At 67.5% G+C, this 14,760-nt stretch carries 15 protein-coding genes; 8 read left to right on the top strand and 7 right to left on the bottom strand.

Annotated features, from left to right (window positions below):
* Positions 1-65 precede the first annotated feature (65 nt).
* The 4 genes from ACFOOQ_RS02605 to ACFOOQ_RS02590 form a co-directional block, all read right to left on the bottom strand.
* Positions 66-848 (bottom strand): Crp/Fnr family transcriptional regulator, encoded by a 783-nt coding sequence (locus ACFOOQ_RS02605; protein ID WP_379721343.1) that lies wholly within the window; start codon positions 846-848, stop codon positions 66-68.
* Positions 849-996: 148 nt separating this feature from the next.
* Positions 997-2,571 (bottom strand): acyl-CoA synthetase, encoded by a 1,575-nt coding sequence (locus tag ACFOOQ_RS02600; RefSeq protein WP_379721340.1) that lies wholly within the window; start codon positions 2,569-2,571, stop codon positions 997-999.
* A 5-nt stretch (positions 2,572-2,576) separates the two neighbouring features.
* Entirely contained in the window at positions 2,577-3,572 is a 996-nt protein-coding gene (locus ACFOOQ_RS02595) for an NAD(P)H-dependent flavin oxidoreductase (RefSeq protein WP_379721337.1), read from the bottom strand.
* Between the two features lie 44 nt (positions 3,573-3,616).
* Positions 3,617-4,264 (bottom strand): TetR/AcrR family transcriptional regulator, encoded by a 648-nt coding sequence (locus ACFOOQ_RS02590; RefSeq protein WP_379721334.1) that lies wholly within the window; start codon positions 4,262-4,264, stop codon positions 3,617-3,619.
* Between the two features lie 226 nt (positions 4,265-4,490).
* On the opposite strand from ACFOOQ_RS02590, the gene ACFOOQ_RS02585 reads away from it, so the two are divergent.
* Positions 4,491-4,994 (top strand): PAS domain-containing protein, encoded by a 504-nt coding sequence (locus ACFOOQ_RS02585; RefSeq protein WP_379721331.1) that lies wholly within the window; start codon positions 4,491-4,493, stop codon positions 4,992-4,994.
* A gap of 1 nt (position 4,995) precedes the next feature.
* On the opposite strand, the gene ACFOOQ_RS02580 is transcribed toward ACFOOQ_RS02585, so the two are convergent.
* Complete coding sequence (locus tag ACFOOQ_RS02580) at positions 4,996-6,522, bottom strand: YifB family Mg chelatase-like AAA ATPase (RefSeq protein ID WP_379721328.1); 1,527 nt, start codon at positions 6,520-6,522, stop codon at positions 4,996-4,998.
* Positions 6,523-6,894: 372 nt separating this feature from the next.
* Between ACFOOQ_RS02580 and ACFOOQ_RS02575 the strand changes: the two genes are divergently transcribed.
* From ACFOOQ_RS02575 to ACFOOQ_RS02555, 5 genes are all read left to right on the top strand, one after another.
* Positions 6,895-7,467: a TMEM165/GDT1 family protein gene (locus tag ACFOOQ_RS02575; protein WP_379721325.1), complete on the top strand. Its 573-nt coding sequence runs from the start codon at positions 6,895-6,897 to the stop codon at positions 7,465-7,467.
* A gap of 73 nt (positions 7,468-7,540) precedes the next feature.
* Complete coding sequence (locus tag ACFOOQ_RS02570; RefSeq protein ID WP_379721322.1) at positions 7,541-8,077, top strand: hypothetical protein; 537 nt, start codon at positions 7,541-7,543, stop codon at positions 8,075-8,077.
* A 178-nt stretch (positions 8,078-8,255) separates the two neighbouring features.
* Positions 8,256-9,443, top strand: coding sequence for a phosphoserine transaminase (locus ACFOOQ_RS02565; protein WP_379721319.1), 1,188 nt, complete (start codon positions 8,256-8,258; stop codon positions 9,441-9,443).
* A 75-nt stretch (positions 9,444-9,518) separates the two neighbouring features.
* On the top strand, positions 9,519-11,093 hold the full coding sequence (gene serA, locus ACFOOQ_RS02560) for a phosphoglycerate dehydrogenase (RefSeq protein WP_379721316.1): 1,575 nt from the start codon (positions 9,519-9,521) through the stop codon (positions 11,091-11,093).
* Positions 11,094-11,205: 112 nt separating this feature from the next.
* Positions 11,206-11,472 carry a hypothetical protein gene (locus ACFOOQ_RS02555; protein ID WP_379721313.1) on the top strand — a complete coding sequence of 89 codons (267 nt, stop codon included), beginning with the start codon at positions 11,206-11,208 and terminating at the stop codon, positions 11,470-11,472.
* A gap of 11 nt (positions 11,473-11,483) precedes the next feature.
* Here ACFOOQ_RS02555 and ACFOOQ_RS02550 read toward each other — a convergent pair whose 3' ends face one another.
* Positions 11,484-12,185: a YggS family pyridoxal phosphate-dependent enzyme gene (locus ACFOOQ_RS02550; protein WP_379721310.1), complete on the bottom strand. Its 702-nt coding sequence runs from the start codon at positions 12,183-12,185 to the stop codon at positions 11,484-11,486.
* A gap of 14 nt (positions 12,186-12,199) precedes the next feature.
* Here ACFOOQ_RS02550 and ACFOOQ_RS02545 point away from each other — a divergent pair, with 14 nt between their 5' ends.
* Positions 12,200-12,844 (top strand): thiamine phosphate synthase, encoded by a 645-nt coding sequence (locus ACFOOQ_RS02545; protein ID WP_379721308.1) that lies wholly within the window; start codon positions 12,200-12,202, stop codon positions 12,842-12,844.
* Between the two features lie 80 nt (positions 12,845-12,924).
* On the opposite strand, the gene ACFOOQ_RS02540 is transcribed toward ACFOOQ_RS02545, so the two are convergent.
* A complete protein-coding gene (locus ACFOOQ_RS02540) occupies positions 12,925-13,710 on the bottom strand; it encodes a TorF family putative porin (protein ID WP_379721305.1) in 786 nt (261 codons plus the stop codon).
* 236 nt (positions 13,711-13,946) lie between these two features.
* Here ACFOOQ_RS02540 and ACFOOQ_RS02535 point away from each other — a divergent pair, with 236 nt between their 5' ends.
* Complete coding sequence (locus tag ACFOOQ_RS02535; protein WP_379721302.1) at positions 13,947-14,729, top strand: enoyl-CoA hydratase/isomerase family protein; 783 nt, start codon at positions 13,947-13,949, stop codon at positions 14,727-14,729.
* Positions 14,730-14,760: the final 31 nt, after the last annotated feature.

The following is a 14,760-nucleotide window of genomic DNA, read 5'->3' as shown; positions in this document are numbered from 1 at the left end:
AGGGGGCTGGTTCGCCTAATCCGCTGATTTTCCAGCGGAACGCGCGGGACCCTGGGCGCAGGTGCTCAGTCGCCGCCGGCCAGCTCCACGAGTCTGCCGAGATCGCTGAGCGTCACCCGGTCGGCGCCATCCAGCCGGATCACGCCGAGCTGGCGCAGGCGGCTGAAGCCGCGGCTGACCGTTTCCAGGGTCAGGCCGAGATGGTCGGCGATCTCGTTGCGGGTCATGGCGAGGGTCAGCGGCGAGGCCGGCGCGCCGCGGTCCTCGTTACGCCGCGCCGCGCGCAGCAGGAAGGAAGCGACGCGTTCCACTGCGGTCTTGCGGCCGAGCATCAGCTGCTGCTCGCCGGCGGCGGCGATGCGCCGACTGGCGAACGACAGCACGCGGCGGCCGAGCGGTGCGCTCTGTTCCATGGCGCGGGCGAAAGCGCCACGCGGAAAGCGGCAGACATGCACCTCGGTCAGCGTCTCGGCGGTCAGGATGTGATGGGTCATGTCGCCGTCGAGGCCGAGGCCGATGAAATCGCCCGGGCCGAGGAATTCGGTGATCTGGCGCCGGCCGTCGGGCAGCGACAGCGACAGGCTGAGCTGCCCGGTGGTGACGGTATAGACGTGCTCGGCCGGATCGCCCTCCTGGAACAGCAGGCGATGCGGCTCCAGCACCATGGTGTGGTTGATCTGCTTCAGGCGGTTCCAGTCGTCGTGGTCGAGGCCGGCGCAGATGCTGAGCTGGCGCACCGTGCAGGTGGTGCAGGGATCGCTGACCGCGCCGCGCACCTGGCCATGCACCGGCCCGGCGGAGCGTACAGTGCTGTGACGGGGCGGGGATTCGAAGGCAACAACGGTCATGGCGAGCTCCAGCAGTCTTCAGTCGTCGAAGCCATCATACCCTGCGGCCGGGCGCGGGCCTGCGCGCGCCGGGTCGCAGCGTCATTCTGCCGCAGTTTTCCGATAAATATCGAGCCGATACCCTATCGGCTCGATACCATTGCCTGCCTCAGATGCTGCGGCCGGCCTTCTGCCAGTACGGTTCGCGGAGCTTGCGCTTGAAGATCTTGCCGGAATCCTCGCGCGGCAGCGTCGCCGCCACCTCGACGCGACGCGGCAGCTTGTATTTGGCGATGCGCGGCAGCAGGAAGGCCTGCACATCGGCCGGCGTCGGCGCGGCGGCCGCATCGTCGGGCTCTATATAGGCGCAGAGGCTTTCGCCAAATTCCTCGTCGGGGATGCCGAACACCGCGCAATCCTTCACGCCCGGCATGGTGATCAGCACGCTCTCGATCTCGGCCGGATAGATGTTCACGCCGCCCGAAATCACCATGTCGCGCTTGCGGTCGGACAGGTAGACGAAGCCGTCGGCCTCGACGCGGCCGACATCGCCCACCGTGATGAGATGGCCACGACCGACCTCGCGCCGTTTGTCGTCGAGGCGATGGTAGGTGAAGTCGGAGGTATGCGGCGCGTGGATATACAGCTCGCCGGTTTCGCCCGGCGGCAGCGCGTTGCCCTGCTCGTCAAAGGCGGTGACGGTGCAACCGGGCAGGATGCGGCCGACGCTGCCGGGATGGGTGCGCGCATCGGCAGCCGACAGCCAGACGGCGATGCCGGTCTCGGTGGAGCCGTAATACTCGTTGATCACCGGCCCCCACCAGTCGAGCATCGCCTGCTTCACCGGCGGTGCGCAGGGCGCGGCGCCATGCACGACGTCGCGCAGGCTGGAGACATCGTATTTCTGCCGGGTGTCTTCGGGCAGTTTCAGCAGTCGCACGAACATGGTCGGCACGATATGCATGTTGGTGACGCGGTAGCGCTGGATCAGCGCCAGCATCTCTTCCGGGTCGAAGCGGGCCTGCAGCACGATGGTCTTGCCCTGCCGCGCCGCGGTCAGGCCGTAGGAATTCGGCGCCGAATGATACATCGGCCCGTTCATCAGGATCACGCCCGGCTGGCCGGCCTTCAGGCCGTAATAGGTGCCGATCGCCACCGTATTGGCGGCCACTTGCTCTGGCGTCGGCTTCTCGCGCCGCACGCCCTTGGGCCGGCCGGTGGTGCCGGAGGTATAGATCATGGCGTTGCGCGGCACCGCCGTGGCATCGGTATCCGGCGGCTGTTTCGCCAGCCAGTCGTTCCAGTTCTCGAGGCCGGCCGGCATCGCACCCGATGCCATACTGCCGGGCGCCACGCCATAGGCCTGCGCGATCTCGGGCGGCGTCGGCACCACGAAGACTTTGACATGCCCCGGTACGCCTGCGGCGATGCCCGGCCACAGGTCGCTGTGCACGAGCAGCACCCTGGCATCGGAATCCTGCAGGATGTAGGCGGTCTCGTCGGCGGTGAAATGCCAGTTCACCGGCGTGGCATAGGCGCCGGCGCGGGACGCACCCAGCGAGGCCTCGAAGAAGGCGAAGTCGTTGCGCAGGTAAAGCGCCACCACATCGCCCTCCCCGATGCCGAGCGCGCGGAAACCACCGGCGGCCAGCGCGACACGGTGGTCGAACTCCGCCCTGGTCAGCCGGCGCTCACCGGAAACAAGATCTCCCGGGACCAGGTCACCCGGATTGATCGCATCCATGCGCCTTACTCGGCGGCGGCGCTGGCCGGGGCGAAACGCGCCGCCAGCAGGGCGACCTGCGCCTCGTCGTATTCCTGGCGCAGCCGCTCGACCAGCTCGGCGACGCTGGGCACGTCATTGATGCTGCCGACACCCTGGCCGGCCCCCCAGATATCGCGCCAGGCCTTCGACTTGGCGCCGCCGCCGGAGCCGAAATTCATCGTCGTCTTGTCGGCCACGGGCAGGTTGTCGGGATCGAGGCCGGCCCTGGCGATGCTCGGCTTCAGGTAATTGCCGTGCACGCCGGTGAACAGCGGCGAGTAGACGATGTCGCTGGCCGCGGTCTCGACCAGCATCTGCTTGTAGGCGGCATCGGCATTGGCTTCGCGGGTGGCGATGAAGCGGGTGCCCATATAGGCAAGATCGGCGCCCATCGCCTGGGCGGCGAGGATCGAGCGACCGTTGGCGATGGCGCCCGACAGCGCGATGGTGCCGTTGTAGAAGCGGCGTACTTCGGAGACCAGCGCGAAGGGGCTTAGCGTGCCGGCATGGCCGCCGGCGCCTGCGCAGACCAGGATCAGGCCATCGACGCCCTGTTCCAGCGCCTTTTCGGCATGGCGCACGCTGATCACGTCATGCATAACGATGCCGCCATAGGAATGCGCCGCCTTCACCACATCGGCCGGCGGCCTGAGCGACGTGATCATGATCGGCACCTGGTGCTTCACGCAGATCTCGATGTCATGCTCGAGCCGGTCGTTCGAGGCATGCACGATCTGGTTCACCGCAAAGGGCGCCACCTTGGCGTTCGGATTGGCCTTCTGGTAGGCGGTCAGTTCCTCCTTGATGCGGATGATCCATTCTTCCAGCACTTCCTTGGGGCGTGCGTTCAGCGCCGGGAAGGAGCCGACGATGCCGGCCTTGCACTGGGCGATCACCAGGTCGGGCCCGGAGACGATGAACAGCGGTGAGCCGATCACCGGCAGGGAGAGCTTGCCTTGCATGAGGCGCGGGATGGTCATGACGTTTCCTCTTGGTCGTGGGTCTGTGTCGTGGGTCTGGCGATTCAGGCGCGGCGGCGCTGCCGCGCCGGTTTTTCGTGGTCGTCGGGTGCCGCATCCGGTGCTGCCCCCCGGGCCAGCATGCGCATGGCGGTGCGGTACAGCGTGTCGAAGTCGGGCCGGCTGTCGAGCCGGCCGGCGAGCTGCAGGCTGAGCAGGCCGTGGGTGGTGGCCCAGAAGATATGGCCGAGCACCTGCGGGTCGCCCTGCAGGGTGCCTTCGGCGACCAGATCCTCGATATAGTCGGTCAGCGTGCGGCGCGACCGCGCCTGGGCACGGGCGAGGTCCGGGAAGGCGCCGGGATCGCATTGCAGCGCGTCATGCATCAGGCGGTAGCGGTCGGGATTGTCGAGCGCGAACCGGATATAGGCCTCGCCAACCGCGCGGCCGCGGCGCCGCGCGCTGCCGCTGCTGCGGGCGGCCTGCTCCAGGGCTTCCGAAAAGCTGTCGAGTGCGGCCGTGCGCACGGCGGCGACGATCGCGTCCTTGTCGCGGAAATAGCGGTAGGGGGTCATGGCCGAACAGCCGAGGTCCTCGGCCAGCTGGCGCAAGGACACGCCGGCGACCCCTTGCGCGGCGAAGCGTTTCTCGGCGGCGGCACACAGCCGCGCCCGGAAGGCGTCGATTTCGTCCTGTGACAGGATTTTCGGCATGCTGCCGCTGCTTCCCTGCGTTTCCATCCCGTTTATTAATGTACAGTGTAAATTAAAGGGGCGAGAAAGCAAGCCCGATCTGCCGTGACGCGGCTGTGATAAGTCGGATGCGGCCTGCCGCGTAACCGGAAATTTAGTCGCCGGACGCGCCGCCCCGCGTATGAGATACTCCGGTGACAGGGCGCGCGCGTCGACCGCGCGCAAACGCAGGAGACCATCGGTCATCATGTTGAGTCGGAATGCCGGATCGACCGTTGCAGCGGCAGCGGAGAACCCTCTGACGATTGGCAATCCCGCCCTGGCGGCACTCTATGATCTCTGGCAGCGCAAGCGCAGCGGGCGTCCGGCGCCGTCGCGGGCCGATTTCGACCTGGCCGACCTGCGGCCGTGGTTCGGCCAGCTGATGCTGCTGGATGTGATCGACGGCGGTCGCGACATGCGTTACCGCCTCTATGGCACCGGGCTGGTCTCGATCTTCGGTTTCGACCTCACCGGACGGCGGGTTTCCGAGGTTGCCGACCTGATCGGCACGCGGCCGCTGGAGGAATACCGGGAAGTGGCCAGCCTGATGATGCCGGCCCATGTCTCACGAATGAGTCCCTCGGCCCGCGAATATCTCGCTCTCGACAAGCTGGCGCTGCCGCTGATCGACGACGATGGCCGGGTCAACAAGATCCTCGGCGCGATTTACCTCTCGCCGGTCGAGAGCAAACCGCGCAACACCGGCTGAGTCACCGCGCAAACGCCAGCCGGCGATAGCCAAGCGCCTCGGCCACATGGACGCGGCGCACCGTGTCGCTGCCGTCGAGATCGGCGAGCGTGCGGGCGACCCGCAGCACCCGGTGATAGCCACGCGCCGTCAGATGCAGGGCTCCGGCGGCTTGTGTGAGCAGGTCGCGGCCGCTGGCATCGGGCGCGGCGGCCCGCTCCAGCAATTCGCCATCGGCCTCGGCATTGGTACGGATCGGCCGGCCGTTGGCGGTCTGGCCGGCATAGCGGTCGCGCTGTACCGCGCGGGCGCGGGCCACGCGGGCGGCGACCGCGGCGCTGCCTTCGGCCGGCGGCGGGGCGGAGAGATCGGCGGCGCTGACGGCGGGGACTTCCAGGGCCAGGTCGATGCGGTCGAGCAGCGGGCCGGAGATGCGCGCCTGGTAGTCGCCGGCACATTTCGGCGCCCGCGTGCAGGCCAGCGCCGGATCGCCGAGATGGCCGCAGCGGCAGGGATTCATCGCCGCCACCAGCTGCACGCGTGCCGGATAGGTCACATGGGCATTGGCGCGCGCCACCACCGCCTGGCCGGATTCAAGCGGCTGGCGCAGGGAATCGAGTGTCTGCCGGCTGAATTCCGGCAACTCGTCGAGGAACAGCACGCCGAGATGGGCAAGGCTGACTTCACCCGGTTTCGCGCGCAGGCCACCGCCGACCAGCGCCGCCATTGAGGCCGAATGATGCGGGCTGCGGAACGGCCGCCGCCGCGTCAGCCTTCCGTCGGCCAGCAGGCCGGCCAGCGAGGCGATCATGCTGACTTCCAGAATCTCGCCTGAATCCAGCGGCGGCAGGATGCCGGGCAGGCGCTGCGCCAGCATCGACTTGCCGGCGCCCGGCGGACCGATCAGCAGCAGGTTATGCGCGCCGGCGGCGGCGATCTCCAAGGCGCGCTTGGCGCTTTCCTGGCCCTTGATGTCGCGCAGGTCCGGCGCGCTGCCCGCGTCGGTCGCGATGGCGGCGACCGGCGGCGCCAGCACCTGTGCGCCCTTGAAATGGTTGATCAATGACAGCAGCGACGGCGCGGCCAGCACGCGCGCCGCATCTCCCGCCCAGGCCGCCTCGCCGCCCTGGGCCGCCGCGCAGATCAGGCCGCGATCCTCGCCATGGGCGGCCAGCGCCGCCGGCAGCACGCCGGCCACCGGCCCCACCGCGCCGTCGAGGCCAAGTTCGCCAAGCGCCACAAATTCGTCGAGTGCATCGGGCGGCAACACGCTCATGGCGGCCAGCAGGGCCAGCGCGATCGGCAGGTCGTAATGGCTGCCTTCCTTGGGCAGGTCGGCCGGGGCGAGGTTCACCGTGATGCGCTTGGGCGGCAGCGACAGGCCGATGGCACCGAGCGCGGCGCGCACCCGCTCGCGGCTTTCGCCGACCGCCTTGTCGGCCAGGCCGACCACGCTGAAGGCCGGCAGGCCGTTCGCCAGCTGCACCTGCACGTCGACCGGCATCACCTCGATGCCCTGAAACGCCACTGTCCTGCAGCGCGCGACCATTCTGCCGCCCTGTCCGTTATTCCCGTTTTGATCCCTACGATTGTTTATCTGAGATAGCAATAATTTTAATTTCAACGCGCATAAGGCTGTATCTTTCGCCACCATAGCGCGCTTGGCAAAGCCGCCGATCCCGGCTACATCTCCGCCCGCACCCTTTGGGGAGTAGCCGCCCGTCTGACCGGTTCTGCCGGTCCTGAGCGGGGGACGCGTCAACAGACTAGGCGACGGGAGACCAGCCCCGGTGCCTTGGCGCTTCCGGGCCGGAACAGCATCCGGCGAGGCGAGACCTTAGGCTTGTGCGTCGCGACCCGGGACCGGGCGGCGACGGACAGCCTTTGGTATTCCGCCGCCCGGTCCCTGCGAGACGCCCCCATGCTTCACGACCAGCTTCCTGCCTTCTTCACCACGGCCGGCCTCGTCGCCATCGCCGAGATCGGCGACAAGACGCAGCTGCTCAGCCTGCTGCTGGCGGCGCGCTTCCGCCGGCCGTTGCCGATCCTGGCCGCCGTGCTGCTCGCCACCATCGTCAATCATGCACTGGCCTCGCTGCTCGGCGTGTGGATCCAGGGGCTGGTCGAGCCGCGCATCCTGCGCTGGGTGCTGGCAGCATCCTTCCTGGCGATGGCGGTCTGGACGCTGATCCCCGACAAGCTGGACGAGGATGAGCAACCGCGCGGTCGCTGGGGCGCCTTCGCCACCACGCTCGTCGTGTTTTTCGTGGCCGAAATCGGCGACAAGACCCAGCTCGCCACCACGGCGCTGGCGGCGCGTTACGATTCGGTGCTGCTGGTCACCGCCGGCAGCACGCTCGGCATGCTGATCGCCAATGCGCCGGTGATCCTGCTCGGTCCTCGCATCATCAGCCGCCTGCCGCTGCGGCTGGTCCGCCGGGTAGCAGCGGTCGCCTTCGCTTTGCTCGCGCTGGTTACTGTCATGGCCTGGTAACGCCCGTATTTGTCTGATGACGGCGGCCGGGCCGCCCGGCTAGATTGGCCTGCCCCAGTAACGACATGCACCCATGCCGAAGCCAAATCAGAAGCTTTACAGCAAGACCGAAATCGAGGCCCTGTTGCAGGCCCTCCAGCGCCAGACCAAACGGGCGCGGGCCATGGCCGAAGACGCCATCGAGCGCATCACCCGCTCGGCCTACGAGCCCTATTACGACTACCGCGAGGCGCTGACCGAGATCGAGGGCGTGCTGGTGCTGATCGAGGACCGCATGGAGCATGCCGTCCCCGAAGCGCTGGCGCAGATGAAGGAGTACCACAGCAGGCTGATCGTCGACCTGCTGCGCATGAAGATCGACGTGGTGCTGCGGGTCTTTCCGGCGCTGGAGACCACCGAGGTGCTGCCGGTGGGCACCCAGCGGGTGTTCCTGTCGACCATCTGGGAACTCAAGGACACCGTCGACCGGGTCGACCGCGAGCATATCGAGGGCGTGCTGGACGACGATGCCCGCAAGCGGCTGACGGTCGCCGAGCATATTCTGCACGAGGTCTCCGAGCGGGCGCCGAAGCTGCTGGAACTGGCGGAGAAGGCGGCCCGGGCCGACTGATCCGCCCGGCCTGCGGCGAAATGCCCCGGGCCAGCCGCCGGCCGGAAATCCGCCCGCTGCCAGACTGAAATCCCGCACCGTCACGAAAATGACCATTGCGCCGGCACCGGCGTCCGGGTAGAAGGGCCGCGGGCCACGCCCCCCCAACGGGGCGCTTCTATCTGGAAGGATAGCTTACATGGCAAACCCTGCCGCGCGGCACCCCGAAGTCAAACCGAAGTCCGCGCATTTCTCCTCCGGCCCCTGCGCCAAGCGCCCAGGCTGGACCCCCGAACTCCTGAAAAACGCCTTGGTCGGCCGCTCGCACCGCTCGAAAGAGGGCAAGGCGCGCCTGGTCGAGGCAATCGAACTGCACCGCAAGCTGCTCGGTATTCCGGCCGACTACAAGATCGGCATCGTGCCGGCGTCCGATACCGGCGCCGTCGAGATGGCCCTGTGGTCGCTGCTCGGCGAGCGTGGCGTCGACGTGCTGGCCTGGGAAAGCTTCGGCTCCGGCTGGGCGTCGGACATCAGCAAGGAACTCAAGCTCAAGGACGTGCGCGTCATCAAGGCGGGCTACGGCGAGATCGCCGACCTCAAACAGGTCGACTGGTCGCGTGACGTGGTCTTCACCTGGAACGGCACCACCTCGGGCGTGAAGGTGCCGAACGGCGACTGGATCGCCGCCGACCGCCAGGGCCTCGCCATCTGCGACGCCACCTCGGCGGTCTTCGCCATGGACCTGGCCTGGGACAAGCTCGACGTCGTCACCTGGTCGTGGCAGAAGGCGACCGGCGGCGAGGCGGCGCACGGCATGATCGTGCTGAGCCCGCGCGCGGTGAAGCGGCTCGAGACCTACACACCGGCCTGGCCGCTGCCGAAAATCTTCCGCATGGCCAAGGACGGCAAGCTGATCGACGGCATCTTCAAGGGCGAGACGATCAACACGCCGTCCATGCTCTGCGTCGAGGACATCCTCGATGCCCTGAAATGGGGTGAGAGCGTCGGCGGCCTGAAGGGCATGATCGCCCGCTCGCAAGCCAACCTGAAGGCGCTGACCGACTGGGCGGCGAAGACCGACTGGGTCGATTTCCTCGCCGCCGATCCGGCGGTGCGCTCGAACACCTCGATCTGCCTCAAGATGGTCGATCCGTGGTTCTCCGCGCTGGGTCCCAAGGACCAGGAAGCGGCGGCCAAGCAGATCGCCGCGCTGCTCGACAAGGAAGGCGTGGCGATGGACATCGCCGCCTATCGCGACGCTCCTCCGGGGCTGCGCATCTGGGGCGGCGCCACCATCGAGACCGCCGACATGCAGGCGCTCTGCCCGTGGCTCGACTGGGCCTTCGCGGAAGTGAAGGCCAGCTACAAGCCGGCCGCGGCCGCCTGATCCGATCCGGCACGGGCGCGGTCATCGGATCGCGCCCGTTTCCTTTCCCCATTCCGAAATCCAAGGACTAAAGCCATGGTCAAGGTTCTCATTTCCGACGAGCTGAGCCCCGCCGCCGTCGACATCTTCAAGAGCCGCGGCGTCGAGGTCGACATCAAGACCGGCCTCAAGCCCGACGAGCTGATCGCCATCATCGGCGACTACGACGGCCTCGCCATCCGTTCGGCCACCAAGGTCACCGCCAAGGTGCTGGAAGCCGCCAGGAAGCTGAAGGTGGTCGGCCGCGCCGGCATCGGCGTCGACAACGTCGACATCCCGGCGGCTACCGGCCGCGGCGTCTGCGTCATGAACACGCCGTTCGGCAACTCGATCACCACCGCCGAGCATGCCATCGCCATGATGATGGCGCTGGCCCGCGAGATTCCGCTGGCCGACCGCTCCACCCAGGCCGGCAAGTGGGAGAAGAACCGCTTCATGGGCGTCGAGCTGTATGGCAAGACGCTCGGCCTGATCGGCTGCGGCAACATCGGCTCGATCGTTGCCGACCGTGCCGTCGGCCTGAAGATGCGGGTGATCGGCTACGATCCGTTCCTGACGCCCGAGCGTGCCACCAGCCTCGGCATCGAAAAGGTCGAGCTGGACGAGCTGCTGGCGCGGGCCGACTTCATCAGCCTGCATACCCCGCTGACCGACCAGACCCGCAACATCCTTGACGCCAAGGCGCTGGCCAAGTGCAAGACCGGCGTGCGGATCGTCAATTGCGCCCGCGGCGGCCTGGTCAACGAGGACGACCTCAAGGCCGCGCTGGATTCCGGCAAGGTCGCCGGCGCCGCCTTCGACGTGTTCGTCACCGAGCCGGCCAAGGAAAACGTGCTGTTCGGCAACGAGCGCTTCATCGCCACGCCGCATCTCGGCGCCTCGACCAACGAGGCGCAGGAGAATGTCGCGCTGCAGGTGGCCGAGCAGATTTCCGACTACCTGCTGTCCGGTGCGGTGACCAATGCGCTGAACATGCCGTCGGTCTCGGCCGAGGATGCGCCGAAGCTGCGCCCCTACATGAAGCTGGCCGAACAGCTCGGCAGCTTCGTCGGCCAGCTGGCGGAAGCCAACCTGACCAAGGTGATGATCGAGTACGAAGGCCATGTGGCGACCCTGAATACCCGGCCGCTGACCGCCATCGTGCTGGAGGGCCTGCTGCGCCGCCAGCTCGACAGCGTCAACATGGTCAATGCGCCGCTGGTCGCCAAGGAGCGCAACATCGAGGTCTCCGAGGTCAAGCACGACCGCGAGGGCGATTACCAGACCCTGATGAAGGTGACGATCCACGCCGACAAGGTGCGCCACCTGTCGGGCACGCTGTTCGCCAACAAGAACCCGCGCGTGGTCGAGATCAAGGGCATCGACATCGATGCCGAACTCGGCCCCAACATGCTCTACGTCACCAACGAGGACAAACCGGGCTTCATCGGCCGGCTCGGCACCGTGCTCGGCGATGCCGGCATCAACATCGCCACCTTCCATCTCGGCCGCGCCTCGGCCGGCGATGATGCGATCTGCCTGGTCGAGGTCGACGGTCCGATCCCGGCCGAAGTGGCCGCCAGGGTCAAGGCGATCCCCGGCGTGCGCCAGGCGACCCCGCTGAAGTTCTGAGTTCTGCTGCTGCAGGCATCAAGGCCCGCCTGAGAAGGCGGGCCTTTTTGTTTGCCGGTCCCGCCGCCGGCAGGCATGATGACGTCCCCGCAGCAACACCAGCGTGACCCGGATGAACCGTCTTGCCCGCCTTGCCGTTCTCGTCCTGCCGCTGGCGCTGATTGCCTGCGGGCCACCGTCGACCGAGGAAGCCCTGAAGAAGGCCGAGACGGCGACTACCAAGGCCGAGCTGGAAAAAGCACTCGGCGGCCCGACCGAAATCCAGAAACTCGGCCCTCTGGAGAAGTGGACCTACAAAACCAGCGACGGTTCGGTCACTTTCGTGATTGCCGGCGACAAGGTGACGCTGGCCTCCGGCGGCACCGACAAGAAGAAATAGACGCGGGCATCCTAGCCGGCGGGTGGATAGCTGCGGCCGCCGAAGATCGCGCTGCCGACCCGTACATGGGTGGCGCCCAGCATCACGGCGGTCTCGAAATCGCCGCTCATGCCCATGCTGAGCTGGCCGAGGCCGTTGCGCTTCGCGATCTTGTTCAGCAGGGCGAAATGCGGCGCCGGTTCCTCGTCGGCCGGGGGAATGCACATCAGGCCGGCGACCGGCAGCTTCAGGTCGTCGCGGCACAGCGCGATGAAGGCATCGGCTTCGGCCGGACTGCAGCCCGCCTTCTGGTCTTCCTCGCCGGTATTGACCTGCACGAAACAGGGCAGTCGGCGGCCGCTTTTCTCGAATTCCCGGGCCAGTTCCTCGGCCAGCTTCGGCCGGTCAAGCGTATGGATCACGTCGAAATGGGCGACCGCCTGTTTCACCTTGTTGGTCTGCAGCGGGCCGATCAGGTGCAGCACCAGGTCCGGGTATTGCGCGCGGAAGCTGGGGTATTTCGCCATGCCTTCCTGCACGCGGTTCTCGCCGAACTGGCGCTGGCCGGCGGCCAGCGCCGCCGCCACGGCTTCGGCCGGGAAGGTCTTGGCGACCGCCACTAGCGTCACGCCGGCCGGATCGCGTGGCACGGTCGCCGCGGCCTCGGCGATGCGGGCATGGATCGCGGCGAGACTGGCGGCGATGGCGGAGGCTTCCGGGGCGGGGTCGGTCATGGCACGCTGTGACGATGAAGAAACGGACGGACCGCACGCTAGCAACCCGGACGCCGGGGCGAAAGCCCCGCAACCTGCCACAAGAGCTTCCCGCGCTGCTGCTGCTGACCGACAGCCGGCGGCTGCCTGATCCGCTGCCGGCGGCGGCGCGGCTGCCGCGCGGCAGCGGCGTGATCCTGCGGCATTACGAATGGCCGCGGGCGCAGCGCCTGGCGCTGGCGATCGAACTGGCCCGGCTGTGCCGGCGGCGCGGGCTGCTGCTGCTGGTCGCCGGCGATGCCGGGCTGGCGCTGGCGGCCGGCGCCGCTGGCGTGCATCTGCCCGAGGGGCTCGGGCATCTGGCGGCCGGGCTGCGGCGCCAGCGGCGGGGCTGGATCGTCACCCAGGCGGCCCATGGCGCCGGCGCGGTGGCGCGGGCAGCACGGATCGGTACGGCGCGGAACGGCGCCGATGCGGTGCTGGTTTCGCCGGTCTTCCCGACGGCAAGCCATCCGGGGGCGGCGGGGCTGGGTGTCGTGCGGTTCGCCGCCCTGGCCATGCAGGCCGCACGCAACGGCCTCGCGGTCTACGCGTTGGGCGGGGTGACGGCGGCGAATGCCCGGCGGTTGTGCGGCATCCCGCTCGCCGGGCTGGCAGGTATCAGCGGGATGACGGCCTGATGGCTGAGTGGGCAAAAGAAAACCGCCGCCATCGTGAGATGGCGGCGGTCGGGTAGGCTAGACCGGTCTGATCGGTCGGATCAGAACGTGTAGCTGTAGGCCAGCGAAAACACCGCGGCGGCCGAGCAGGGGTCGCCCTGCGAGGTGCAAGTGGTGTTCGGGGTGTCGCTCTTGCTCAGGTTGTTGTCGACATACTGCACGCCGGCGGTGACGCCGAAGAAGGTGGCATACAGACCGACGTTCCAGTCCATGTAGTCCTTGGTGCCGAAGGCGGAATTCTTGTCGATCGACTGGTGCCCGACATTGGCAACGATCTTCGGCTGGAAATCGGTCACCGGGATCGGCACGCTCACGCCGCCGGTGACATACAACGCCTTGCCGCTGTCGGCGAAGTAGTTCGGGCTGTAATAGGCACCGACGGTCGGCACGACGAAGCCGAGGTCGTAGCTGCCAACGGCCTTTACTTCGCTGTAGGCCTGCGACGAGTTGTTGTTCTCGAGGTAGCCGTAATAGATGTAGCCGAGGTCGAGGGCGGCCTTGTCCATGGTGAAGCGGAAACCGGTGAACGCATCGGTTTCGGCGCTGGTGCCGTTGTTGAAGTCGACGTTGCTGCCCCACAGGCCAGCGTAGGCGCTGACCATGTCATTGATCTTGAAGCCGGCTTCGACGCCCGGCTGGAAAGCCGGCTTGATGTCGTCGTCGCTGAGCGACTGGCTGATGCCGCGGAAATAATATTCCGACACCACGGCCGCTGAAGCCGTCAGGCTGAAACGATCAGCAGGATCCTCCGCACGGGCCGTGCCGGTAAACTGACCTGCGACCAGGGCCAGACCCACCACAGCGGCCTGAATCACCACTTTCTTCATAGGGCTACCTCCAATATGAATTCCCAGCGGGAGATAACCAGACGAAACACTGTGTCTCAATGACTTATCGGCTATGCTCATCGTCGAGGCTGGGAACTGTGGCCAAACGGTGACACTCCTGTCTTGTGTTGAACAATCTGTATAAAAACTGGGCAAAATACCGGGATTCCGGCGGTTCTTCGGCGCCGGCCAGATGTATGTAAGCATACGAATCCGCGCCCGAGGGAGTCTGATCCATGACTGAACCCGCCCCGCTGGTGCGGACTGATTCGGACGCGGCCGTCCGCATCCTGACCCTGAACTACCCGGCCAAGCGCAACGCCCTGTCGCTCGACCTGCGGGCCGCGCTGTATGACGCGGTGGCGGCAGCGATGGCCGACGACAGTGTCCGGGCCCTGGTGCTGACCGGGGCCGAGGGCTGCTTCTGTGCCGGCGGCGACCTGTCGTCGATGCAGAATGTCGGTGGCGTCGCCGGGCGCGAGCGGCTCGGCAACCTGCACCGGCTGGTGCGCCTGCTGGCCGCCGGGCCGAAGCCGGTGGTCGCCGCGGTGGAAGGCTATGCATACGGTGCCGGCATGTCGCTGGCATTGCTGTGCGATCAGGTGGTCACCGCGAGTGATGCGAAATTCTGCTGCTCGTTCGGCAAGGTCGGCCTGATGCCCGATATGGCCGCCCTGTGGACGGTACCCCAGCGGGTCAATGCCGGCTGGGCGCGCCGCCTGCTGATGCTGGGCGACGAGATCGACGGCGCGACCGCCGCCCGTATCGGCCTGGCCGACGAAGCCGTGCCGCCCGGCGGCGCGCTTGACGCCGCCCTGGCCTTGGCCCGGCGCTTCGCCGCCACGGCGCCGCTGCCGCTCGGCTTTGCCAAGGCCATCCTGGCGCGCGGGCCGCAGCCGCTCGACGCCCTGCTGGCCCAGGAGGCTGACGGCCAGGCGCTCTTGTTCAACTCGGCGGATTTCGCCGAAGGCCGCGACGCCTTCCTCGCCAAGCGCAAGCCGGTCTTCCACGGCCGCTGAACCGGCGGCGGCCGGATTTTCCGGGCGCTGA

Source organism: Ferrovibrio xuzhouensis, assembly GCF_042648965.1.
GTDB classification, from domain to species: domain Bacteria; phylum Pseudomonadota; class Alphaproteobacteria; order Ferrovibrionales; family Ferrovibrionaceae; genus Ferrovibrio; species Ferrovibrio xuzhouensis.
Note: the sequence above shows the minus strand (reverse complement) of the source record. Positions and strands in the feature narration are given on the sequence as shown.